The 21,964-nt window shown below is 62.5% G+C and carries 23 protein-coding genes; 15 read left to right on the forward strand and 8 right to left on the reverse strand.

Annotation, left to right across the window (positions count from 1 at the left end; translation table 11 throughout):
- Positions 1–21: 21 nt before the first annotated feature.
- The 3 genes from AC1D1B_RS15795 (at position 22) to AC1D1B_RS15805 (ending at position 2,856) form a co-directional block, all read left to right on the forward strand.
- Positions 22–1,671: an ABC transporter substrate-binding protein gene (locus AC1D1B_RS15795; protein WP_477333451.1), complete on the forward strand. Its 1,650-nt coding sequence runs from the start codon at positions 22–24 to the stop codon at positions 1,669–1,671.
- 95 nt (positions 1,672–1,766) lie between these two features.
- Positions 1,767–2,246, forward strand: a complete 480-nt coding sequence (locus tag AC1D1B_RS15800) for a DUF3828 domain-containing protein (RefSeq protein ID WP_477333452.1) — start codon at positions 1,767–1,769, stop codon at positions 2,244–2,246.
- A 4-nt stretch (positions 2,247–2,250) separates the two neighbouring features.
- On the forward strand, positions 2,251–2,856 hold the full coding sequence (locus AC1D1B_RS15805) for a hypothetical protein (RefSeq protein WP_477333453.1): 606 nt from the start codon (positions 2,251–2,253) through the stop codon (positions 2,854–2,856).
- A 218-nt stretch (positions 2,857–3,074) separates the two neighbouring features.
- On the opposite strand, the gene queF is transcribed toward AC1D1B_RS15805, so the two are convergent.
- The gene (queF, locus tag AC1D1B_RS15810) at positions 3,075–3,536 is read right to left on the reverse strand and encodes a preQ(1) synthase (protein ID WP_477262665.1); all 462 of its coding nucleotides are present in this window, start codon (positions 3,534–3,536) and stop codon (positions 3,075–3,077) included.
- Between the two features lie 60 nt (positions 3,537–3,596).
- Here queF and AC1D1B_RS15815 point away from each other — a divergent pair, with 60 nt between their 5' ends.
- On the forward strand, positions 3,597–5,642 hold the full coding sequence (locus AC1D1B_RS15815) for an oxidoreductase (protein WP_477333454.1): 2,046 nt from the start codon (positions 3,597–3,599) through the stop codon (positions 5,640–5,642).
- A 156-nt stretch (positions 5,643–5,798) separates the two neighbouring features.
- Here AC1D1B_RS15815 and AC1D1B_RS15820 read toward each other — a convergent pair whose 3' ends face one another.
- Complete coding sequence (locus AC1D1B_RS15820; RefSeq protein ID WP_477333455.1) at positions 5,799–6,206, reverse strand: hypothetical protein; 408 nt, start codon at positions 6,204–6,206, stop codon at positions 5,799–5,801.
- Between the two features lie 190 nt (positions 6,207–6,396).
- Here AC1D1B_RS15820 and AC1D1B_RS15825 point away from each other — a divergent pair, with 190 nt between their 5' ends.
- Positions 6,397–6,801: a MarR family winged helix-turn-helix transcriptional regulator gene (locus tag AC1D1B_RS15825; protein ID WP_477262673.1), complete on the forward strand. Its 405-nt coding sequence runs from the start codon at positions 6,397–6,399 to the stop codon at positions 6,799–6,801.
- 169 nt (positions 6,802–6,970) lie between these two features.
- Here AC1D1B_RS15825 and AC1D1B_RS15830 read toward each other — a convergent pair whose 3' ends face one another.
- Positions 6,971–9,037, reverse strand: a complete 2,067-nt coding sequence (locus AC1D1B_RS15830) for a putative bifunctional diguanylate cyclase/phosphodiesterase (RefSeq protein ID WP_477333456.1) — start codon at positions 9,035–9,037, stop codon at positions 6,971–6,973.
- 311 nt (positions 9,038–9,348) lie between these two features.
- Between AC1D1B_RS15830 and AC1D1B_RS15835 the strand changes: the two genes are divergently transcribed.
- On the forward strand, positions 9,349–10,536 hold the full coding sequence (locus AC1D1B_RS15835) for a glycine C-acetyltransferase (RefSeq protein ID WP_477333457.1): 1,188 nt from the start codon (positions 9,349–9,351) through the stop codon (positions 10,534–10,536).
- Between the two features lie 45 nt (positions 10,537–10,581).
- On the forward strand, positions 10,582–11,616 hold the full coding sequence (gene tdh, locus AC1D1B_RS15840) for an L-threonine 3-dehydrogenase (protein WP_023739257.1): 1,035 nt from the start codon (positions 10,582–10,584) through the stop codon (positions 11,614–11,616).
- Between the two features lie 210 nt (positions 11,617–11,826).
- Here tdh and AC1D1B_RS15845 read toward each other — a convergent pair whose 3' ends face one another.
- On the reverse strand, positions 11,827–12,264 hold the full coding sequence (locus AC1D1B_RS15845) for a MarR family winged helix-turn-helix transcriptional regulator (RefSeq protein WP_477333900.1): 438 nt from the start codon (positions 12,262–12,264) through the stop codon (positions 11,827–11,829).
- A 132-nt stretch (positions 12,265–12,396) separates the two neighbouring features.
- Between AC1D1B_RS15845 and hmgA the strand changes: the two genes are divergently transcribed.
- From hmgA to AC1D1B_RS15875, 6 genes are read left to right on the forward strand one after another with little or no spacing between them, the layout of a single operon-like run.
- Complete coding sequence (gene hmgA, locus AC1D1B_RS15850; RefSeq protein ID WP_477333458.1) at positions 12,397–13,710, forward strand: homogentisate 1,2-dioxygenase; 1,314 nt, start codon at positions 12,397–12,399, stop codon at positions 13,708–13,710.
- 10 nt (positions 13,711–13,720) lie between these two features.
- The gene (locus AC1D1B_RS15855) at positions 13,721–14,578 is read left to right on the forward strand and encodes an MBL fold metallo-hydrolase (protein ID WP_477333459.1); all 858 of its coding nucleotides are present in this window, start codon (positions 13,721–13,723) and stop codon (positions 14,576–14,578) included.
- A gap of 2 nt (positions 14,579–14,580) precedes the next feature.
- Positions 14,581–14,913 carry a DUF7660 family protein gene (locus AC1D1B_RS15860; RefSeq protein ID WP_477333460.1) on the forward strand — a complete coding sequence of 111 codons (333 nt, stop codon included), beginning with the start codon at positions 14,581–14,583 and terminating at the stop codon, positions 14,911–14,913.
- A gap of 33 nt (positions 14,914–14,946) precedes the next feature.
- The gene (locus AC1D1B_RS15865) at positions 14,947–15,960 is read left to right on the forward strand and encodes a fumarylacetoacetate hydrolase family protein (RefSeq protein ID WP_477333461.1); all 1,014 of its coding nucleotides are present in this window, start codon (positions 14,947–14,949) and stop codon (positions 15,958–15,960) included.
- Between the two features lie 14 nt (positions 15,961–15,974).
- The gene (locus AC1D1B_RS15870; protein WP_477333462.1) at positions 15,975–16,271 is read left to right on the forward strand and encodes a hypothetical protein; all 297 of its coding nucleotides are present in this window, start codon (positions 15,975–15,977) and stop codon (positions 16,269–16,271) included.
- Positions 16,268–16,804, forward strand: coding sequence for a DinB family protein (locus AC1D1B_RS15875; RefSeq protein WP_477333463.1), 537 nt, complete (start codon positions 16,268–16,270; stop codon positions 16,802–16,804). The genes AC1D1B_RS15870 and AC1D1B_RS15875 overlap by 4 nt, the downstream gene beginning before the upstream one ends.
- 78 nt (positions 16,805–16,882) lie before the next feature.
- On the opposite strand, the gene hppD is transcribed toward AC1D1B_RS15875, so the two are convergent.
- Complete coding sequence (gene hppD / locus AC1D1B_RS15880) at positions 16,883–17,998, reverse strand: 4-hydroxyphenylpyruvate dioxygenase (protein WP_477333464.1); 1,116 nt, start codon at positions 17,996–17,998, stop codon at positions 16,883–16,885.
- Between the two features lie 139 nt (positions 17,999–18,137).
- Between hppD and AC1D1B_RS15885 the strand changes: the two genes are divergently transcribed.
- Positions 18,138–18,605, forward strand: coding sequence for an Lrp/AsnC family transcriptional regulator (locus AC1D1B_RS15885; RefSeq protein ID WP_181061738.1), 468 nt, complete (start codon positions 18,138–18,140; stop codon positions 18,603–18,605).
- Positions 18,606–18,762: 157 nt separating this feature from the next.
- Here AC1D1B_RS15885 and AC1D1B_RS15890 read toward each other — a convergent pair whose 3' ends face one another.
- Positions 18,763–19,101, reverse strand: coding sequence for a protein tyrosine phosphatase family protein (locus AC1D1B_RS15890; protein WP_477333465.1), 339 nt, complete (start codon positions 19,099–19,101; stop codon positions 18,763–18,765).
- A gap of 208 nt (positions 19,102–19,309) precedes the next feature.
- On the opposite strand from AC1D1B_RS15890, the gene AC1D1B_RS15895 reads away from it, so the two are divergent.
- Positions 19,310–19,654: a RidA family protein gene (locus AC1D1B_RS15895; RefSeq protein WP_142869644.1), complete on the forward strand. Its 345-nt coding sequence runs from the start codon at positions 19,310–19,312 to the stop codon at positions 19,652–19,654.
- 179 nt (positions 19,655–19,833) lie between these two features.
- Here AC1D1B_RS15895 and hutC read toward each other — a convergent pair whose 3' ends face one another.
- Both hutC and AC1D1B_RS15905 read right to left on the reverse strand, forming a co-directional pair.
- Positions 19,834–20,574 (reverse strand): histidine utilization repressor, encoded by a 741-nt coding sequence (hutC, locus tag AC1D1B_RS15900; protein WP_477333466.1) that lies wholly within the window; start codon positions 20,572–20,574, stop codon positions 19,834–19,836.
- A complete protein-coding gene (locus AC1D1B_RS15905) occupies positions 20,571–21,923 on the reverse strand; it encodes a formimidoylglutamate deiminase (protein WP_477333467.1) in 1,353 nt (450 codons plus the stop codon). The genes hutC and AC1D1B_RS15905 overlap by 4 nt, the downstream gene beginning before the upstream one ends.
- Positions 21,924–21,964 lie beyond the last annotated feature (41 nt).

The following is a 21,964-nucleotide window of genomic DNA, read 5'->3' on the forward strand; positions in this document are numbered from 1 at the left end:
ATGCGAAAAGCGGAGGAAAAAATGGCACTCTTCACAAGCAACGGCGATCGCGTGCCGGATACCATCGAGGCGATGGCGCAAGAGACGCGTGCGGGCCGCATGGACCGGCGCGAGTTTCTGGCGCTGGCAAGTGCGTTTGGCGCCTCGACGGCGCTGGCCTACGGCATGATCGGCCTTGCCGCGCCGGGACAGGCTTTTGCCGAGGAACCGAAGAAGGGCGGCACGCTGCACATCTCGATGTCGGTGAAGGCGCAGAAGGATCCGCGCACCTATGACTGGGTAGAACTGGCCAACATCTCGCGCTGCTGGCTGGAGCCGCTGGTCCGTTACACCAGGGAATTCACCTTCGAGCCGGTGCTGCTGGAGAGCTGGGACGTCAATGACGACGCCACCGGATACACGCTGTATGTGCGCAAGGGCATCACCTGGAACAATGGTGACGCCTTCAACGCCGATGACGTGGTCTTCAATGTGACCCGCTGGTGCGAGAAGAACGTCGCCGGCAATTCGATGGCCGCACGCGTCGGCGGGCTGATCGACGCCAAGACCGGCAAGGCGAGGGAAGGGGCGATCACCAAGGTCGACGACTTCTCGGTCAAGCTGACGCTTGCCGAACCCGACATTTCGCTGATTCCCAACCTCACCGATTATCCTGCGCTCGTCGTTCACCGCAATTTCGATGCCGATGGCGCCGACCCGATCAAGAAGCCAATCGGTACCGGACCCTTCGAACTGGTGTCTTACGATGTCGGCCAGAAGGCGGTGGTCAAGCGCCGCGATAACGGCAAATGGTGGGGCGGCGAAGCGCCGCTCGATAGCGTCGAGTTCATCGACTACGGCACCGACTTCAACGCTTCGATCAACGCCTTCGAGTCCGGCGAGATCGACCTCAATTTCGAAACACCGGCCGACTTTATCGACATCCTCGACAAGATGGGGCTGGAGAAGTCCGAGGTGGCGACGGCGACGACGCTGGTTGCCCGCACCAACGTCACCCACAAGCCCTATGACGACCAGCGGGTCCGCAACGCACTGCAGACGGCGGTCGACAACAATGCGGTGCTGGAACTCGGCTATGCCGGTCGAGGGACGGTCGGTGAAAACCACCACGTTAGCCCTATCCATCCTGAATATTTCGCGCTGCCCAAGAAGACGCGCGATGCCGCCGGCGCCAAAAAGCTGATGGCCGACGCCGGGCAGGCTGATTTCGAGCACGAACTGATCACCGTCGAGGACGACTGGCAGAAGAATACCGGCGACGCTATTGCCGGCCAGTTGCGCGACGCCGGCATCAAGGTGAAGCGCACGGTGCTGCCGGGCTCGACCTTCTGGAACGACTGGACGAAGTACCCGTACTCGATGACCATCTGGTACATGCGCCCGCTCGGCGTCCAGGTGCTGGCGCTGGGTTACCGCACCGGCGAGGCCTGGAATGAATCGGCCTATTCCAACCCGGACTTTGACGCCAAGCTGAAGCAGGCGCTTTCGCTCATCGACGTGGAGAAGCGGCGCGAGGTGATGAAGGATGTCGAGCAGATCCTGCAGGATTCCGGCGTCATCATTCAGCCGTTCTGGCAGAAGCTCTACAGCCACATGAACAAGAAGGTGAAGAACTACGGCGTCCACCAGACCTTCGAGATGGACCTGCAGAACGTCTGGCTGGATGGCTGAGACGGTGCACGCCAGGACTTCATGAGCCGCAAAAAAGCCGATATGCAGGATGTGTGGTATTGCCACCTTGCCGCCGAACATCCGGAGATTCCTGCATGAGACCGATAGTGCTGGCCGCTGCCCTTTCGATCGCTTTGCCCGCCGCCGCGCTGGCCGGATCGGCTTCGAACGCCGTGAAGTTCTTTTATGTGCCTGAAGTGAAATTCGAAGGGGACGCCAAATATCGCGACCGCTTCACCGAGCCGGTGACCAAGCTGTTCGACCTCAACGACCAGGCCACCAAGAACAAGCCCGATGAGGTCGCCTGTCTCGACTTCGATCCCGGCCTCGACGCCCAGGATTTCGACCAGAAGACGATTGCCAAGACATTGAAGCTGGCCGAGACCGTCAACGGCGATACGGCCGAAGTCACCGCCACCTTCAGCCTTTTCTCCGAAGGCGATGAGTCCAAACGCGAAATGCTGTGGTCGCTGAAGAAGATCGACGGCAAATGGAAGGTCGCCGATATCAGCTCCAAGACCAGCAACTGGACGCTGAGCGCGCTCGAATGCATGCCCGACAAAGCGCCGGAGTGATACCGTGCTCCGCCGTCTCGCCCTGGCGCTGTCGACCTTATCGATGCTGGCAGCAGGGCTGAACGGCGCTTCGACACAGGGGCTGCTCGGTCCGCCACCGGCAAATGCCCCGGCCGAGACGGTGCCGGGCGGCGGCGCGCCGCCCGCAAATCCACCTGGCAATGCAATGGAACCCGCAACGCCACCCCTGGCATTGCCGCCATCCCAGCCGGCCGCGCCTGTCCTGCCTGGCTCGCCGACAGCTGTGGTCAAGCCGTTCTACGAACATCTCGGGTTGGAGCTCGATCCGACCCAGCGCAGCCATTTCGTCGATCCGGCCAAGACCGTACTCGACAAGAGCGATGCGCTGCGGGCGTCGGGCCAGGGCGAATGCCTCGACCCCAACATGGCGCTCGACAATGCCGATTACGACAAGCTGGCAATCGACAAGAGCCTGAAGAGCATCGAGGCCGTCAACGGCGATCAAGCCAAGGTGGTGGTGGCCTTCGTCGTCGAAGGCAATCAGCACCGGCTGGAGTGGAAACTGAAGAAGGTCGACGGCGACTGGAAGATATCCGACCTGCTCTCGGTGACCGGCGAATGGGCACTCAGCCAGTACCAGTGCGAATGATGTTGATTGAGGATAAGCGCCGGCGATCCTTCGCGCCCCCCTCTGTCCTGCCGGACATCTCCCCCACGGGTGGGGAGATCAGCAGTTCCAGCGTCTCGCTCTCTCCGCGTCGCTTAAGATGGGCAAAAGCCGGCGTAGCGGCCAATCTCCCCCCACGTGGGGGAGATGTCCGGCAGGACAGAGGGGGCGCTGTCCCGCCAAAGTTCAGCAAAATAGCTTCAGCCGCGTCCGCGATAAGGGGCAACACCGGTGTCGGGCAGCCAGGCGCCTTCCGGCGGCGCGCCGGTCTGCCAGAAGACATCGATCGGAATGCCGCCACGCGGATACCAATAGCCGCCTATACGCAACCACAGCGGTTTGGTCGCCGCCACAATGCGGCGGCCGATCATCACCGTGCAGTCTTCGTGGAAAGCGCCATGGTTGCGAAACGAGGTCATGAACAGCTTGAGCGACTTCGATTCCACAAGGGCGGCATCGGGCGCGTAGTCGATGACGATATGAGCGAAATCCGGCTGTCCGGTGACCGGGCAGAGCGAAGTGAATTCCGGACAGGTGAAGCGCACGATCGCGGGCGGCCCGTCGCCGCGCTGGAACGGCACGGTCTCCAGGACCGCAGTTTCTGGGCTCTGTGGCGGCTCGACATGGGCGCCGAGCTGGGTGAGGGTTTTGGTATCGATCATGGGCGGGGTCTCTTTCAATTTTCGCCGCTCATTAGCACAAATTAAGACAACAGGAAGACGATGACCAGCAACGATCCGCTTCTCCAGCCCTACCAGCTCAAGCATCTGACGCTGAAGAACCGGGTGATGTCGACCAGCCATGAGCCGGCCTATTCCGAGGACGGCATGCCGAAACAGCGCTATCGGCTCTACCACGCCGAAAAGGCCAAGGGCGGCATGGCGCTGACCATGACCGCAGGCTCGGCCATCGTCTCGCGTGACAGTCCCGCTGCCTTCGGCAATCTGCATGTCTATGACGACCGCATCGTGCCGTGGCTGGCCGAGCTCGCGGATGCCTGCCACGAGCATGACTGCAAGGTGATGATCCAGATCACCCATCTCGGCCGCCGCACCGGTTGGAACAAGGCCGACTGGCTGCCCGTGCTGTCGGCTTCGCCGGTGCGCGAACCGGCGCATCGCGCCTTCCCCAAGACCATAGAGGACTGGGACATCGAGCGCATCGTCGCCGACTATGCGTCGGCCGCGCAGCGCTGCCAGGCCGCCGGTCTCGACGGTATCGAGTTCGAATCCTACGGTCATCTGATGGATGGCTTCTGGTCGCCGGCGACCAACCACCGCGACGACGAGTTCGGTGGTTCGCTCGACAACCGGCTGCGCTTCACCGACATGGTGCTGGATGCCGTGCGGGCAGCGGTCGGCGACAAGTTTGTCGTCGGCATCCGCATGGTGGCCGACGAGGATTTCGAAAAAGGCCTGTCGAAGGCGGAGGGCATCGAGATCGCCCGGCGGCTGGCTGGCTCCGGCAAGGTCGATTTCCTCAACATCATCCGCGGCTCGATCGAGACCGACGCGGCGCTCACCAAGGTCATCCCGGTCACCGGCATGCGTTCCTCACCGCATCTCGATTTCGCTGGCGAGGTGAGGGCGGCGACGAAGTTCCCGACCTTCCACGCGGCGCGCATTTCCGATGTCGCTACGGCGCGCCATGCCATCGCGACGGGAAAACTCGACATGGTCGGCATGACCCGCGCCCATATCGCCGATCCGCACATCATCAAGAAGGTCATCGAGGGCCGCGAGCACGAGATCCGGCCTTGCGTCGGCGCCACTTATTGCCTCGACCGCATCTATGAAGGCGGCGAAGCGCTGTGCGTCCACAATGCGGCGACCGGCCGCGAGGCCGAGATTCCGCATATCATCGCCAGGACGGAAGACGCCAAACGCAAAGTGGTGGTCGTCGGTGCTGGCGTCGGCGGACTGGAGGCGGCCCGCGTCATGGCTGAACGCGGCCACCATGTCGCCGTGCTCGAAGCCTCCAGTCAGGCCGGCGGCCAGGTTCGGCTGGCAACACAGAACCCGCGCCGCAAGGAACTGATCGGCATCATCGACTGGCGACTGGCCGAACTCGACCGGCTCGGCGTCGAGATCCGCTACGATACATGGGCGGAGCAGGACGATGTGCTGGCGCTGGCGCCCGATGTTGTGGTGGTCGCCACCGGCGGCCTGCCGCAAAACCCGCCGCTGACATCAGGCGATAATCTCGTGACCTCGAGCTGGGACATCATGGCCGGCAGCGTCAAGCCGGCGGAGAATGTGCTGCTCTTCGACGACAATGGCGGCCATCAGGGCATGGGCGCGGCGGAGCTGATCGCCAATGCCGGGTCAAAGCTGGAGCTGGTTTCGCCGGAGCGTTTCTTCGCCCCGGAAATGGGCGGCATGAACCACGTTCCCTATATGCGCGCCTTCCAGGAAAAGGGCGTCACTATCACCATCAACACCAGGCTGCGCTCGGTGCGGCGCGAGGGCAATCAGCTGGTCGCCGAATTGGCCTCCGACTTTGCCGATGACTGGCGCGGCGAAAGGCGGGTCGACCAGGTGGTGGTCGAGCATGGCACAGCCCCGCTCGACGATCTCTATCTCGCGCTGAAGCCGCTGTCGAAGAATGGCGGCGCGGTCGATTACGAGCGGTTGGTCGGCGGCGGCGATATTTTTCCTTCACGCAATCCAAAAGGTCGCTTCGTGCTGTTGCGCATCGGCGACGCCGTCGCCTCGCGCAACATCCACGCCGCCATCTATGACGGCATCAGGTTCGGCTTGCGGATCTAAGCCCGTTCCCGGCCTGGGTGTTGGCGCGCAGCCAAACCTTTGTGCGGAGAGCCACCTTGCACATCCGTCCGAGCTGCGCGCCGCGTACGCCACCGGCGGGAGCCAAGCGACGTACGATGCGGAATGCTTTAACCGGGTGATAACGCGCGGCAGGGCTCAAATCATCCTGGCGGTCGCCATGCAAAGTACGGTGAGTACCAGTAGCCAGGCGGCGATGCGCTCGCCGCGGGCCATTTTGGCGCGCAGTGCCCTCTCCGCGGCGGCGTCCGCGCCGGCAAGCTGCCGGCTGGTCTTGCGAACCACGACGCTGAGAACGCCGGCAGCCGCGAAGGCGGCCAGGATGCCTAGCGCCAGCACCATTTCCATTGAGCCGAAATAGGCGCCATGGAAGAAATACCAGAGCAGTGCGCCGGTCACGAACACCACGCCCGCTGAGCCCATTTGCGGCTCGATGAAGCGCTCCGCCTTGATCTCGGGGTCGCGGGCAAGCGTGACGGTGGTGCCGGCCCAGAACACGCCGGCCATGACATGAAGGCCGATAATGACGATGTAGACATATTGCATGACCGTTTCCTCCTTGCCCGCCGCCTGTCTGTCCCCCGATCCCTATCGCAGGATAACACGCTTGGTAGATCGACAGGCATGATAGTTAGGTATCGAATGATTCGATGTCAATGAATAATGCTGCGTTCCCTCGCTCGGTGCCTTGTTCTACTGTCGGCTCATGACTCCCTTTGACCGCCCGCCCGTCGGCATGAATCTCGCGCGTACATCCAAGCTGGTGGCGCAGGCTTTTGACGCCGCTTTGGTCGAGGCCGGCGGCACTTTGCCGGTGTGGCTGACCTTGCTTTCGGTCAAGTCGAGCGAGCTTGCCAATCAGCGCGAGCTTGCCGGCATGATCGGCATCCAGGGCGCCACGCTGACCCACCATCTCAACGCCATGGAAGCGCAGGGCCTGCTGACGCGCCGCCGCGATCCCGACAACCGCCGGGTTCATCTGGTCGAGCTGACGCAAGCCGGCGAAGCGATGTTCCTGAAACTGCGCGCGGCGGCGCTCATCTTCGACAAGCGGCTACGCGCGGGATTACCGGACGACAGACTGGCGGAGTTCGCCGAGGTGCTGGCAGCACTTCGGGCAAATGTCGCGCCGGCAAAATGACCTGCGCGCAGGCGTGGTAAACGCGCCAGGGTGTGTTGAGATTTAGGTCAGGCTGCGCCGAAAATGGCGGCTTCCGAGAACCGGAGCGGAGCGTACTTGAAGTACGTGAGCACCGGAAGCGCAGGAAGCCTCCGTTTGCAGGCCAGCCTCACCTGAATATCAACATATCCTAGGCTAGGTTGCCCTGCAGCACCTTTAGCTTGGCTTTCTTCGGGCTACGCGCCAGGAGCCATTCGCGCGCCTTGTCCTGCGGCATCGGGAAGGCGATGGAATAGCCCTGCACCTGGTCGCAGCCGATCGCCATCAGCGAATCGAGCTCGGCCTCGGTTTCCGCACCCTCGGCGACGATCGAGATGCCGAGGCCGCGCGCCAGCTCGGTGATGGCGCGCACGATCTTTGAGTTGTCGCCGTTCTCATTGATGTTCTGGACGAAGCGGCGGTCGATCTTCAGCCGGTCGATCTCGTTTGGATTGACATGGCTGAGCGAGGCATAGCCGGTGCCGAAATCGTCGAGCTCGAGATGAACGCCGGCGGCTCGGATGTGGCGCAGCTTGGCCGCGATCCCAGTCTTTTCATCGTCGAGAATGACGGATTCGACGATCTCCAGCGACAGTTTCTGCGGCGGCAGGCCGGCCTTTTCCAGCGTAGCGAACAGGAAGCGGTCGAAATCGGGCTCGCGCAGCTCGGTGCCCGATACGTTGACGGCAAGCCGGCCGAAGGCAATGCCGGCGCGGTCCCATTCCGCGGCTTGCTCGATCGCCTTGGCAAAGACGATGCGGCCGATCTCGGGCATGAAGCCGCATTTTTCGGCGACCGGAATGAACTCGCCGGGCGAGATCATGCCGCGTTCGGCATGTTTCCAGCGCACCAGGGCCTCGATACCGCTGATCGTGCCATTGGTCAGCGACACCTGCGGTTGGAAATAAACCTGGAACGCGTTCTCCGAAATGGCGACCTTGATGTCATGCTCGAGCTGCTTGCGGTGATCGAGTTCGCGCCTGAGTTCCTCGGAGAAGAACGAGAAGCTGCCGCCGCCAAGCTTCTTGGCCGAGTAGAGCGCGAGGTCGGCATGGACGAGCAGATCCGCCGCATTGTCGGCGTCGATGGGATAGACGGCAATGCCGGCGCTGGCGCCCGGAAGGATGGTCGTGCCCTGGAACATGATCGGCTCGTTGATCTGCTCGATGATGCGCCTGGCCAGCATGTTGATGTCCTCGGTGCCGCCGGCGCCATTGAGGATCATCACGAATTCGTCGCCGCCGAGACGTGCGCACAGATCCGACGCGCGGCAGGAATCGCGCATGCGTTGCGCGGTGACGACCAGAACGTAGTCGCCGGCGGCATGGCCGAGCGTGTCGTTGATCTGCTTGAAACGGTCGAGGTCGAGTTGGATCACCGCCAGCCTCTCGCGCCGGCGATGCGCACCTTTGATCAGCGTTTCGAAGTGATCGGTCAGGAAGGTGCGGTTGTGCAGGCCGGTCAGCCCGTCATGCACGGCGATAAAAGCCATCGAGTTGCGGGCGTCGATAAGCTCGTGCGTCTTGCGCAGGATGGCCTTCGACATCGGCCGGAAAATGAAAAGCGCGACCAGCACGATGACGCCGATGGTGGCGTAGAACAGGGTGCGGTGAAGATCGAGCAGCTTTTCCGATCGTTCGTCGGCGAAGGCGGCGATGCGCTGGCCAAGGGCGGCATAGCCCGACAGCGTCGCATTGGCGACCGAGGCATCGAGATTGACGCGCTCGCCACCGCCCTTATAGGCGCCATTGGCGGCGAGTTGGGATTCGAAGGACGAGATAAGCCTTTGGCCGTTGGCGATAAGCCCGACTGAGAAATAGTCGAGGTGGAACGGCTTGGCGAACAGCACGCTTTCGATCGATTTTGGGTCGGACCGCGCCGGCGACTTGGGATCGGCTCCCGTCTGCTCGAGCAGCAGGTCGTAATTCGTCTCGAACTCGGTGGTCGCTTGCTTGAGCGCTGCAACCAGGGCCGGCTGCTTGTCGCGCGAGGCGGAACCGGTGGCACTTGCCAGGAAGACGATGCGCTGCGACAGCGCCTTCTGGGTGCTGACGATATCGAGCAAGGTGTGGTTGTGCTGTTGCGCTGCCATCACCTGCTGCAGCAGGATGAAGGAAGCTATGACCATGGCCGCGATGATCAGCAGCGCCAGCCAATAGCCGGTCTTGATCAGCAGGATGAGTTTGCCCGAGACGGTTTGCGCCGGCTGCTGCGACATGTTCTAGGTGACCCCTCGGTCGAACGGATTTCCGCCACGGATTCATGGCGAGAAGACCATTGGCTTGAAAGGGTTAACAGGTCTCGAAACCGGCGGAATTGTTGCTTCAGCAGTGAACGAAAGCTGCTGAAATGGTTATCATGTTCTTTCGCGGCATGGCCATATTTGCACGCCTGCTACTCCAACACGCTGGTTTTGCGATCGGATCGCGCCATGGTTGAGCTTGCCACGCCACCGAAGCGGTCGCATTTGCGGTGGATTTTTCATTCACGGGGCGCGACAGTCGCCGCCAATCTCAATAGGACCTGATCATGAGCGCGGCTTTCCTGACCCATATCGACAATGAACTGCAAGGACTGAAATCCGCCGGGCTCTACAAATCCGAGCGGGTGATTACTTCGACCCAGTCGGCCGAGATCGAAGTCGGCGGCGACAAGGTGCTGAATTTCTGCGCCAACAACTATCTCGGCCTCGCCGACAGCGCCGAATTGCGCACCGCAGCCAAAGGCGCGCTCGACCGCTACGGCTACGGCATGGCCTCGGTGCGCTTCATCTGCGGTACGCAGGAAGAGCACAAGCAACTTGAGGCCACGATTTCATCGTTCCTTGGCCTGGACGACACCATTCTTTATGGCTCGTGCTTCGACGCCAATGGCGGCCTGTTCGAAACGCTGCTTGGCGAAGAGGATGCAATTATCTCCGATGCGTTGAACCATGCCTCGATCATCGATGGTGTCAGGCTGTCGAAGGCAAAGCGTTTCCGCTACGCCAACAACGATATGGCCGACCTCGAAGCGCGGCTGAAGGAAGCCAAGGATTGTCGCTTCCGGTTGATCGCCACCGACGGCGTTTTCTCCATGGACGGCATCATCGCCAATCTGAAGGGCGTCTGCGACCTCGCGGAAAAGTACGACGCCATGGTGATGGTCGATGACAGCCACGCCGTCGGCTTCGTCGGCAAGAACGGCCGCGGCTCGGCCGAACATTGCGGCGTCGAGGGCAGGGTGGATATTATCACCGGCACGCTCGGCAAGGCGCTGGGCGGCGCCTCGGGCGGCTATACCTCTGGTAAAAGCCAGGTGGTCGACTGGCTGCGTCAGCGTTCGCGGCCCTATCTGTTTTCCAACACGCTGATGCCGGCCATTGCCGGCGCCTCAATCAAGGTGTTCGACCTGGTCCGCAATGGCGACGCCTTGCGCGAGCGCCTATATGCCAATGCGGCGCGATTCCGGTCCGAAATGGGCAAGCTCGGCTTCACGCTGGCCGGGGCGGATCATCCGATCATCCCGGTGATGCTGGGCGATGCCAGCCTGGCGCAGGAGATGGCGGCGCGCATGCTGAAGCGCGGCATCTATGTCATCGGCTTTTCCTTCCCGGTGGTGCCGAAGGGCCAGGCACGCATCCGCACGCAGATGTCGGCGGCGCATTCCAGCGCCGATATCGACCGCGCCGTGGCGGCGTTCGCGGCGGTCGGCAAGGAACTGGGCGTCATTTCCTGAGCCTCCCAAAGCGATTCCGGATCAAGCGATTCAAGGGACAAAAGAATGTCGAACATGATGAAGGCGCTGGTGAAGGCCAAGGCCGAACCGGGCATCTGGATGGAAGAGGTGCCGGTGCCGGAGATCGGCCCCAATGACGTGCTGATCAAGGTCAAGAAGACCGCGATCTGCGGCACCGACGTGCACATCTACAATTGGGACCAATGGGCGCAGAAGACCGTGCCGGTGCCGATGGTGACCGGCCATGAATTCGTCGGCACGGTTGCCGACTTTGGTGCTGCGGTCACCGAATACAAGGTCGGCCAGCGCGTCTCCGGTGAAGGCCACATCGTCTGCGGCCATTGCCGCAACTGCCGCGCTGGGCGAGGGCATCTCTGCCGCAACACGCTCGGCGTCGGCGTCAACCGCCCCGGCGCCTTCGGCGAATATCTGGCGATCCCGCAGCACAATGTCGTGCCGATCCCCGACGATGTGCCCGACGAGATCGCCGCGATCTTCGATCCGCTGGGCAACGCCGTCCACACCGCATTGTCCTTCGATCTGGTCGGCGAGGACGTGCTGGTCACCGGCGCCGGGCCGATCGGCATCATGGGCGCGCTGGTGGCGCAATGCGTGGGCGCGCGCAAAGTCGTCATCACCGACATCAACCCGGTGCGGCTGGCGCTGGCCAAAAAGCTCGGCGTCCAGCATGTCGTCGACGCCTCGAAGGAGAAGCTGCGCGATGTCATGCCGGCGCTGGGCATGACCGAGGGTTTTGATGTCGGCCTCGAAATGTCGGGCGCCGCGCCTGCCTTCCGCGACATGATCGACACCATGAACAATGGCGGCAAGATCGCCATTCTGGGCATCGCGCCGACCGGCTTCGAAATCGACTGGAACAAGGTCATCTTCAAGATGCTGCATCTCAAGGGCATCTACGGCCGCGAGATGTTCGAGACCTGGTACAAGATGATCGCCCTGGTGCAGGGGCCGCTGGATGTTTCGGGTCTGATTACGCACCGCATTGGGATCGATGATTTTCAGGCCGGTTTTGATGCGATGAGGAGTGGCAGTTCGGGCAAGGTGGTGATGGATTGGTAGGGCGTTGATAGAGAGGTGGCGTTCCTTCGCGCCCCCCTCTGTCCTGCCGGACATCTCCCCCACAGGTGGGGAGATTGGCTGTTTCGGCGCGCCGCTCACTTCTGCCACGTTGGCGATTGGCGAAAGCCGGCGTGACGGCCGATCTCCCCCCAGGTGGGGGAGATGTCCGGCAGGAAAGAGGGGGGGCGCTGTCCCGCCGGCCTATCGGCTCTACTTTCCTTCCAACGCTCCCTCCAGCGCCGCAACCCCGCTGACGATCGCCGCTCGTTCCGCGACACTCAGCCTCGCCAGCAACTCCCGTTCAAACGCCTTCGCCAGCGGCACCATCTCTTGATAGGCGGTCAGCCCCGCTTTGGTCAGCGCCAGGTGCTCAACACGCCGGTCGTTCTCGTCCAGCGTGCGCGACAGCCAGCGCCTTCGCTCGAGCTCGGCCACCGCGCGCGAAACCTTGGTCTTGTGCATCGCCGACTGTTCGCCAAGCGCCGTCGCGGTCATGGTGCCGCGCTGTCCCAACCCCGAAAGCGTACGCCATTCCGGCCGGGTCAAGCCCGGGCGGTCGCTGTAGATCTTCGAGAATTCGCGGCTGACCGCATCGGCAAGTCGGTAGAGCCGATAGGGCAGGAAGCTTTCGAGTTCGAGGATTTCCATCTGCGCACCACGGATGCGGCATTCGCCGTTGATAGTTACATTTTCAATGGTTACAGATGAAACCAGTTTGGTCAACATCGCCGGCAAGCCGCATTCCAGGCGGCTCAAGAGACCGGGATCAGGGAGGATCGGATGGCTTTTTCCTACATGCCGGGCTTCGGCAATGATTTTGAGACCGAAACCTTGCCAGGCTCGCTGCCGCAGGGGCGAAATTCGCCGCAGCGGCCAGCCTACGGGCTTTATGCCGAGCAGCTTTCCGGCTCGCCCTTCACCGCGCCGCGCGGCACCAACGAGCGCTCCTGGCTCTACCGCATCCGGCCGAGCGTAAAACACACCGGCCGCTTCAAGGCGGTGAGCTATCCCTTATGGAAGACCGCTCCCAATGTCGGCGACCATGAGCTGGCGCTCGGCCAATACCGCTGGAACCCGGTGCCGATGCCGAAGGAGCCGACCGATTTCATCGCCGGCATGCGCACCATTACCACCGCCGGCGATGTGCTGGGCCAGAGCGGCATGGCGGCGCATGTCTATGTCGCCAACCGCTCGATGGTCGACGATCATTTCTTCAACGCCGACGGCGAGTTGCTGATCGTGCCGCAGGTCGGCGCCTTGCGCTTCGTCACCGAGATGGGCGTCATCGAGCTTCGGCCCGGTGAGATCGCCGTGCTGCCACGCGGCCTGGTGTTCAAGGTCGAGCTCGTCGATGCCGAAGTGCGCGGCTATGTCTGTGAGAACTACGGCGCCAAGCTGACGCTGCCCGACCGCGGCCCGATCGGCGCCAATTGCCTGGCCAATCCGCGCGATTTCAAGACGCCTTGCGCCTGGTTCGAGGAGAAGGAGACGCCGTGCCGGCTGACGGTGAAATGGTGCGGCAATTTCCATCTCACCGAGATCGGTCATTCGCCGCTCGACGTCGTCGCCTGGCACGGCAACTACGCGCCCTACAAATATGATCTGGCGACGTTTTCACCGGTAGGAGCCATCCTGTTCGACCACCCCGATCCTTCGATCTTCACCGTGCTGACGGCGCCGAGCGGCGAGGAAGGCACCGCCAACATCGACTTCGTCATCTTCCCGCCGCGCTGGCTGGTGGCGGAGGATACGTTCCGGCCGCCCTGGTACCACCGCAACATCATGAGCGAGTTCATGGGCCTGATCCACGGGCAGTACGACGCCAAGGAGGAAGGTTTCGTGCCCGGCGGCATCAGCCTGCACAATCTGATGCTGGCCCACGGCCCCGATGCGCCTGGCTTCGAAAAAGCCTCGCGTGTCGAACTGAAACCGGTCAAGCTCGACAACACGATGGCGTTCATGTTCGAGACCCGATTCCCGCAAATGCTGACCCGCTACGGCGCTGAGCTCGAAACAAGGCAGGACAATTACATCGACTGCTGGACCGACCTGAAGAAGCGCTTCAACGGCACGCCGGAGGGCGACCGGTCTTGAGGCCTGCGCGATGAGCGACCGGCTGGTGCTTCTCGGCTCCAAGGGTGGCCCGGCATTACGGCCGGGCGGACCTTGGCCGAGTTCGTCGCTGCTGGAGCTCGGCGGGCGAACCGTCGTCGTCGATTGCGGGCTGGGTGTAACACGCGGCCTGGTCGATGCCAGCATCAGCCTGAAGGCACTCGACCTGATCTTCATCACCCATCTGCATTCCGACCATGTGCTGGAACTAGGGCCGTTGCTGCACACCGCCTGGACGGCCGGTCTCGCCAGTCCGGTGACGTTGTTCGGACCGCCCGGCACCGGCCATTACTGGCGGCGCTTCTGTCAGGCGATGGAGTTCGACATCGAAATCCGCATCGTCGATGAAGGCCGACCGGACATTCGCCAGCTGGTTTCGATCGTTGAATTCGGCGAGGGCGAGATTTTTGCGCAGCGCGGCCTCGAGGTTTCGGCGCTGCGCGTCGATCATCCGCCGGTGACCGACTGTTTCGCGCTGCGTTTCGAGCATGCCGGCAAAAGCATCGTGTTCTCAGCCGACACCGCTTTCTTTCCGCCGCTCGCCGGCTTCGCCAAGGAAGCCGACGTCCTCGTCCATGAGGCCATGCTGGAGGAAGGCATCGAGCGGCTGGTCGCCAGGACCGGAAATGGCGCGCGGCTGAAAGAACATCTGCTTGCCAGCCACTCCTTTGCCGAGGAAGCCGGACGCATCGCCAGCGACGCCGGGGTGAAGAGACTGGTGCTCAACCACCTCATTCCGGCTGACGATCCCGAGATCGACGAGGCCGATTGGGAGGCCGCTGTCAGGAAATCGTGGGCGGGTGACTTGACGATTGCCCGCGACGGCCTTGTTGTGGGGTTTCGGGAGTAACGATGGCCGACGAAGAGATCTGGGATGAGGTACGCAAGTCTGGGGAGACATCCTGGGCGCAGATCTCCCCGTTTCTCGATCGAGTGGAGGACTTGCCGTCCTTTGTCCGCTTCATCGATGCGCTGCGGAGGGACCGGGAGGACGCCGACCGCAAGAAGGCGCTGCGATCAACGGGACCTGATATCGGCTGGAATGGCTGGGAAAACAATTCGATAGCCGCTTTTCTTGAATCAGCGGTCGCCTGCGTCCAAGACAATGGGCCGGGCTTTTTAGCTGACGAAAATCCCTGGAAAGCCGCGGCCACAATTCTCTCTGCCGGCAAATATTACGAATAACCGCAATATTACGAACAATCATCGGGAGGACGCATGAAGCTTGCCACATTGAAGGACGGGACGCGCGACGGAAAACTCGTCGTCGTCTCGCGCGACCTGACGCGCTTCACCGACGCCTCGTTCCTGGCGCGAACGCTGCAGGCGGCGCTCGACGACTGGCAGCGGATTTCGCCGCATCTGGCGACCATCGCTGAATCGCTGGAGAACAATGCGGTGCCGTCGGCGCGCTTCCATGAGCATGACGCCCATTCGCCGCTGCCGCGCGCCTATCAATGGGCTGACGGATCGGCCTATGTGAACCATGTCGAGCTGGTGCGAAAGGCGCGCGGCGCCGAGATGCCGGCAAGTTTCTGGACCGATCCGCTGATCTACCAGGGCGGCTCGGATTCTTTCATCGCGCCGCGCGAGCCGATCCGCATGGCGGACGAAGCCTTCGGCATCGACATGGAGGCGGAAGTCGCCGTCGTTGTCGACGATGTGCCGATGGGCGCCAGCCTCGACCAGGCGCGCGCCGCGATCCGGCTGGTCATGCTGGTCAATGACGTGACGTTGCGCGCGCTCACCGGGCCCGAACTCGCCAAGGGGTTCGGCTTCTTCCAGTCAAAGCCATCCTCGGCCTTCTCGCCGGTCGCGGTGACGCCGGACGAACTCGGCGACGCCTGGGACGGCGGCAAGGTCAGCCTGCCGCTGCTCGCCGACCTCAACGGCAAAGCGTTTGGCCGCGCCAATGCCGGCGTCGACATGACCTTCGATTTCCCGGCGCTGATCGCCCATGCGGCGAAAACACGGCCGCTGGTTGCCGGCACCATCATCGGTTCCGGCACCGTCTCCAACAAGCTGGATGGCGGGGCGGGCAAGCCGGTGTCGGCGGGCGGCGCCGGCTATTCCTGCATTGCCGAATTGCGGATGATCGAGACCATTGAGTCAGGTGAAGCGAAGACGCCATTCCTGCGCTTTGGCGACACGGTGCGTATCGAGATGAAGAATAAAAGTGGAAACTCGATCTTCGGCGCCATCGAGCAGAAGGTCGAGAAGTACCAGGCATAACGGGGGGCAATGCGATGACGGGCGAGGCGTTCTATCTGCTGGCCGGCGTCTGGGCGCTTGGGATTCTGGTGGTGTTCATCCAGGCGATCCGGCTGAGCTACCGCATCGAGGCGCGCTCGCCCGATTTGATCAACCGCAGCGGCTACCCGCGCAAGGCGATGATGTTCCACACCATCACCAACACCAGTGTGGCGCGCGACGAAGAAACGCAGGCCATGCGCCGGCGCATGAACCGGCTTTTGTTGATCGTTCTCGCCGGATTCGCGGTTATGGCAGCAGGCATTGGCCTGGTCAGACGAATGAACTCATGACCTTGCTGGATCACCTGCGCCGCATGGCCGGCAACAATCTCTGGTCGAATGACCGGCTCTACCGCGCCGTGCTGCAGCTCCAGCCCGGCGAGTTCGAAGCCGAACGCACTAGCTTCTTCCCGTCGATCAAGGTGACGCTCAACCACATCCTCGCGGTCGATCATCTCTATCTCGATTTCCTGGAAGAGGGCGGCGTCGGCGCTGCCGCTTATGACGATTACGTGCCGTTCGATGAACCGCAGGCGCTGTTTGCCGCCCAGGTCGCGGCTGATCGACGCCTGATTGTCTTTTGTGAAGGGCTGTCGGAAGATGATCTCGACCGGCGTGTCATCACAGACCGGCGCGAGGACGGCATGATCCCCGAAAAGATCGGCGATATCCTCGCCCACGTCTTCCTGCACGACATCCACCATCGCGGCCAGGTGCACGCCATGCTCTCCGGCACCTCGGTCGCGCCACCGCAATTGGACGAGTTCCTGCTCGATTATGATTTGAAGGTGAGGAAGGAAGAGGTCGCGCGACTGGGGTTGTGATCGACCATCCCAGACAGTGGCGCCGCCCCTCATTGCCGGCAGGCAGGTGAGGAGCAGCTTGATGCCTGCGATTTGGCGTTACGCCGCTTTGCCGTCCACTTTGATCACGCCGCGCTTGATCTGGTCCTGCTCGATCGATTCGAACAGCGCGCGGAAATTGCCTTCACCGAAGCCTTCGTCGCCCTTCCTCTGGATGAACTCGAAGAAGATCGGGCCGATCACGGTTTTGGAAAAGATCTGCAGCAGGATCTTGGTCATGCCGCCATCGACCACGCCTTCGCCGTCGATCAGGATGCCGTGCTTCTTCATCCGCTCGATCGGTTCGTCATGGCCGTTCACGCGGTCATACGACATGTCGTAGTAGGTCTCCGGCGGGCCGGGCATGAACTTCAGCCCGTTGTCGGCAAGCTTGTCGGTGGCGGCGTAGATCTCGTCGGTGCCCACCGCGATGTGCTGGATGCCCTCGCCATTGTATTTCTTCAGATACTCGGCGATCTGGCTGGTGTCGTCCTTGGACTCGTTCAGCGGAATGCGGATCTTGCCACAGGGCGAGGTGATGGCGCGGCTGACGAGGCCGGTGATCTTGCCGTCAATGTCGAAGAAATGGATCTGCTTGAAGCCGAACAGCTCGCGATAGAAATCCCACCATTTGTCCATCTGGCCGCGGTAGACATTGTGGGTGAGGTGGTCGAGGAAGTAGAAGCCGACGCCTTGCGGCCGCGGATCGCGCTCGCCCAGCCACTCGAACTCGGCGTCATAGGCCGAGCCCTTCTTGCCATAGGCGTCGATGAAATAGAGCAGCGAGCCGCCGATGCCGACGATGGCCGGCACGTCGAGCGCCTTGTCGTCGCCTTCGTAAGGTGTCGCGCCTTTCGAGACCGCATGGTCGAAGGCGTGCTTTGCATCGACCACGCGCCAGGCCATCGAGGCAGCGCAGGGGCCGTGCTTGTCGACGAACTTCATTGCATGCGAGCCGGGCTCGGCATTGACGACATAGTTGATGTCGCCCTGGCGCCAGACGGTGATGTCTTTCGTGCGGTGCTTGGCCACCGCGACATAGCCCATGCGGGTGAACAGTTCGGCGAGCTTCTGCGGCTCCGCATGCGCGAACTCGACGAATTCGAAACCGTCGGTGCCGGCGGGGTTTTCCTTGCTGATCTTGGCAGGCGGGGCGTCGTGCGGGAAGGGACCCATGGCATTCCTCCAAACGGATGGTGGCCGCATCGGGCCACGAGATAACCAATCATAGCGCGAAGCGGCCGCACGGTGCTTGCATTCAAACGCTTGAAATGATCAAGTCGTGCGCGATTCGTGCATGATCGGAGACAAATCCATGGACGACGCGCGCATCGATCAATTTGACCGCAAGATAATGGCTCTTTTGCAGGGCGACGCGCGGCTCACCAACAACGACCTCTCGGAGCGCGTGAACCTGTCGGCATCGCAATGCTCGCGCCGCCGCCAGCGGCTGGAGGAAGACGGCTACATCAAGGGCTATCGCGCCGTGCTCGATCGCGACAAGCTCGGCTTCTCGCTGGTCAACGTCATCTCGGTGACATTGGCCACCCACAACCGCGACAATGCCAGGCGCTTCGGCGAATTGCTGGCACGGCTGCCCGAGGTGCAGGAGGCGCACGCGCTGACCGGCGAGATGGATTACATCTTGAAGGTGGTGACGCCCGATCTCAAATCACTGTCGGAATTCGTCAACGGCGTGCTGCTGCCGCACGAATCCGTGCAGCATGTGAAGACGGCGATCGTGCTGGAGACGCTCAAGGAAACCGGCGCGCTGCCGATTTAAGGTGTGTTGATATTCAGGTGAGGCCGGCCTGCAAATGCCGGCTTCCCTGCGCTTCCGGGGCTCACGTACTTTAAGTACGCTCCGCTCCGGTTGTCGGAAGCCACCATTTTCGACTCGGCCTGACCTGAATCTCAGCACACCTTGCGTTGAGGAATCTTCACCCCTTCGACTGCTGGATCAGCTCATAAAGATTGGTGCAGCGCGCTCCGGAGCGGCAATAGGCGAAGACCGGGCCTTCGAGCCCGTCGAGCGCCTCGGCCTGGTCCTCGACATTCTCGGCCGTGATCTGACCGCTGATCACCGGGATGTAGCGGAAGGCAAGCCCCGCCGCTTCGACCGCCGCCTTGACGCTGTCGGCTGAAGGCTGGCCGGGCTGCTCGTCATCCGGCCGGTTGCAGATCACGCTCCTGAAGCCGGCTTCCTTGATGGCGACGATGTCTTCGGGCTGGATCTGGCCCGAGACCGAATAGTCCTCGCTGATTTCGCGATATTCCATGGCAGCATCCTCGCAATCTGGTTTGGCCCAAAGTCTTGCCACTCTCGCACGAGGTCGGCAATCCGGGCTCGCAAAGAAATCCCTCGGCGCAAATAGACATTTGCGGCCCAAGATCCAACCCAGGCTCAAGAGGTTTCGCGCTGTTGGCCTTGCCCGAAGCGGGCAGCGACTCTAAACAAGCGCCACCGGAAACAGGAAGGAAACTCCCATGAGCATTCGTCGCATCGATGTTGGCCCGCGCATGAGCCAGATCGTCATCCACGGCAACACCGTCTACCTGGCCGGCCAGGTCGGAACGCCCGGCGCCAGCGTCGGCGAGCAGACCAAGTCGATCCTCGCCACCATCGACGAATTGCTGGCCAAGGCCGGCACCGACAAGACCAAGATCCTGCAGGCGATCATCTGGCTGGCCGACATGGGCACCTTCGCCGAGATGAACAAGGAATGGGACAAGTGGGTGCCGCAAGGCAACACGCCCGCCCGCGCCACCGGTGAAGCCAAGCTGGCCGGCCCGGAGTATGTGGTCGAGATTATTATTACGGCTGCGATCTGAGGCGTTGAAGCTGCTGATCTCCCCCCTCGTGGGGGAGATGCCTGGCAAGGCAGAGGGGGGCGCTGTCCCGCCGACGTCTTAGTTTTTCAAATTGATCCCGGCAGGTAAAATCCAAGTTGGCGCTCTGTGGCGCCCCCCTCTGGCCTGCCGGCCATCTCCCCCACGAGGGGGGAGATTAGCTACCCCTGCGAAGGCCTGAACCTTGCCACCAGCGTGTGGCTCTCGGCGGCATAAGTGAACCTCACCTGCGTCACCGGGTGTTCGGCGCTCCAGGTCCGGCGCTCGACCACCAGGCACGGTGCGCCGGTTGCTATATCAAGCGCTTCGGCAATGTGCCTGTCGGCGGCCATCGCGCGGATGCGGTGCTCGGCCTCGCTCCACGGCACGCGGCCGATCAGCCAGGGGCCGGGGGCGATATCCAAAAACTCTTCTTCGCCGGCTTCCGCGACGGCGGCGAGATTGATCAGCCGCTCTTCGTGCGCGAACGGCCGTTTGCCTGCGAAATGCCGGCATTCGAGCGCCAGCACGGGCCCGGCGGCGCCAAGTTCCAGCAAGCCACGATCCTCGGCGCTGCTGCGCCTTTTCTGACGCGCCACGCGCTCATAGCGATAGGCCAGCCCGAGCGCCTCGACCTCAATCCTGATGTCGTGGATCTCCAGCACCGCCGCCTGCGACTGCGGTTGGCGGACGAAACTCCCCGAACGTCGGCGGCGCTCGATCAACCCGGCCTTGGCCAGTTGCGACAGCGCCTTGTTCACCGTCATGCGCGAGCAATTATACTGCGCCGTCAGCTCGTGCTCGAACGGGATGCGGTGACCCGGCGCCCAGGCGCCGGACATTATTTTCTCGCTGATGTCGGACAGGATGCGCTGGTGCAGCGAGCCGCCGCCTTCCGTCGCCGCTGTCTCAATGATGCTCATGCCGAAAGCGCCGTCATCACCTGCCGAAAGCGTTCGGCAATCGCCTCGCGCCTGGCATGCTTGCCACCGCTGACTTGCTTATTGCCGTGTACCCAAACGCAATCGACCTTGCCGCCATTGGCAAAGATCCAGGCGTCGAGGATGGCATCGCCGCTCTTGCCGGCCAGCGAAGGATGGTTCTGGTCGAGCGAGACGAAATCGGCCGCGGCCCCGGCGGCAATCCGCGACGGACCGGCGCCCAGCGCCACGCCGCCGCCGTCGAGCGCGGCGTCGAACAAAGCGCGCCCGGTCGAACCGCCGGCCACCGCCAGCACGTTGCGGGCGCGGTGCGCCAGGCGCTGCGAATATTCGAGCTGGCGCAATTCATCCGGCAGGCCGATCAGCACATTGGAATCGGAGCCGACGCCGAAGCGGCCGCCATGTTCTCTGAAGAGCGGCGCGGCAAAAGTGCCGTCGCCGAGATTGGCCTCGGTGATCGGGCACAGACCGGCGATGGCGGCGCTTTTTGCCATGCCAATGGTCTCAGTCTCGGTCATATGAGTGGCATGGATCAGGCACCAGCGCTTGTCGATCCCGGCATTGTGGAGCAGCCATTCGACCGGCCGCGCGCCGGACCACGCCAGGCAATCCTCGACCTCCTTCACCTGCTCGGCGACATGGATGTGGATCGGCCCATCAGGTGCCATCGCCGCAACTAAAGTGAGTTCCTCCGGCGTTGCGGCGCGCAGGCTGTGTGGGGCAACGCCGACGACAGCCTGATTCAGTGCGCGAACGGATTCGCGGCTTTTCTCAAGCAAGCGTCCGAAGCGATTCACATCGTTGATGAATCGTCGCTGGCCTTCGTTGGGTGCAGGGCCGCCAAACGAGGAATGCGCATAAAACACCGGCAGCAGCGTCAGGCCGATGCCGGTCTCGGCGGATGCAGCAGCAATGCGCTCAGCCATCTCGGCAAGGTTGGCATAGGGTTTTCCGTCGCGGTCATGGTGGAGATAATGGAACTCGCCGACGCGCGAGAACCCGGCCTCCAGCATCTCGACATAAAGCTGCGCGGCGACCGCCTCGACCTGGTCCGGCGTCATCGACAGCGCAAAGCGGTACATCACCTCGCGCCAGCTCCAGAAACTGTCGGCGGAGGGGCCGCGCAGTTCGGCAAGCCCGGCCATGCCGCGCTGGAAGGCGTGGCTGTGCAGGTTCGGCATGCCTGGAACAACAATAGCGTGTTGCTCGTCATCGGCTTGCGGCGACGAGCCTGGCTCTACGGTGGTGATGCGACCGTCGGTCAGCGAGATCCGCACCTTGTCATGCCAGCCATCGGCCAGCAGCGCCTGTTTCGCAAAGATCGCCGTCACGTTTTTCTCCGTGTTCCCTGAACATAGCACTTGCAGTGCGT

The sequence above is a fragment of the Mesorhizobium sp. P2_C5_2 genome, assembly GCF_056404535.1.

Coding starts and splice junctions, on each gene's coding strand:
- AC1D1B_RS15820 (WP_477333455.1), bottom strand. CDS start 6,206: ATGCAATATGTCTACATCGTCATTATCGGCCTTCATGTCATGGCCGGC.
- AC1D1B_RS15835 (WP_477333457.1), top strand. CDS start 9,349: ATGAGCGCGGCTTTCCTGACCCATATCGACAATGAACTGCAAGGACTG.
- AC1D1B_RS15825 (WP_477262673.1), top strand. CDS start 6,397: ATGAATCTCGCGCGTACATCCAAGCTGGTGGCGCAGGCTTTTGACGCC.
- AC1D1B_RS15885 (WP_181061738.1), top strand. CDS start 18,138: ATGGACGACGCGCGCATCGATCAATTTGACCGCAAGATAATGGCTCTT.
- AC1D1B_RS15795 (WP_477333451.1), top strand. CDS start 22: ATGGCACTCTTCACAAGCAACGGCGATCGCGTGCCGGATACCATCGAG.
- hmgA (WP_477333458.1), top strand. CDS start 12,397: ATGGCTTTTTCCTACATGCCGGGCTTCGGCAATGATTTTGAGACCGAA.
- AC1D1B_RS15830 (WP_477333456.1), bottom strand. CDS start 9,037: ATGTCGCAGCAGCCGGCGCAAACCGTCTCGGGCAAACTCATCCTGCTG.
- hppD (WP_477333464.1), bottom strand. CDS start 17,998: ATGGGTCCCTTCCCGCACGACGCCCCGCCTGCCAAGATCAGCAAGGAA.
- AC1D1B_RS15855 (WP_477333459.1), top strand. CDS start 13,721: ATGAGCGACCGGCTGGTGCTTCTCGGCTCCAAGGGTGGCCCGGCATTA.
- AC1D1B_RS15890 (WP_477333465.1), bottom strand. CDS start 19,101: ATGGAATATCGCGAAATCAGCGAGGACTATTCGGTCTCGGGCCAGATC.
- tdh (WP_023739257.1), top strand. CDS start 10,582: ATGTCGAACATGATGAAGGCGCTGGTGAAGGCCAAGGCCGAACCGGGC.
- hutC (WP_477333466.1), bottom strand. CDS start 20,574: ATGAGCATCATTGAGACAGCGGCGACGGAAGGCGGCGGCTCGCTGCAC.
- AC1D1B_RS15800 (WP_477333452.1), top strand. CDS start 1,767: ATGAGACCGATAGTGCTGGCCGCTGCCCTTTCGATCGCTTTGCCCGCC.
- AC1D1B_RS15860 (WP_477333460.1), top strand. CDS start 14,581: ATGGCCGACGAAGAGATCTGGGATGAGGTACGCAAGTCTGGGGAGACA.
- AC1D1B_RS15875 (WP_477333463.1), top strand. CDS start 16,268: ATGACCTTGCTGGATCACCTGCGCCGCATGGCCGGCAACAATCTCTGG.
- AC1D1B_RS15895 (WP_142869644.1), top strand. CDS start 19,310: ATGAGCATTCGTCGCATCGATGTTGGCCCGCGCATGAGCCAGATCGTC.
- AC1D1B_RS15845 (WP_477333900.1), bottom strand. CDS start 12,264: ATGGAAATCCTCGAACTCGAAAGCTTCCTGCCCTATCGGCTCTACCGA.
- queF (WP_477262665.1), bottom strand. CDS start 3,536: ATGATCGATACCAAAACCCTCACCCAGCTCGGCGCCCATGTCGAGCCG.
- AC1D1B_RS15870 (WP_477333462.1), top strand. CDS start 15,975: ATGACGGGCGAGGCGTTCTATCTGCTGGCCGGCGTCTGGGCGCTTGGG.
- AC1D1B_RS15815 (WP_477333454.1), top strand. CDS start 3,597: ATGACCAGCAACGATCCGCTTCTCCAGCCCTACCAGCTCAAGCATCTG.
- AC1D1B_RS15865 (WP_477333461.1), top strand. CDS start 14,947: ATGAAGCTTGCCACATTGAAGGACGGGACGCGCGACGGAAAACTCGTC.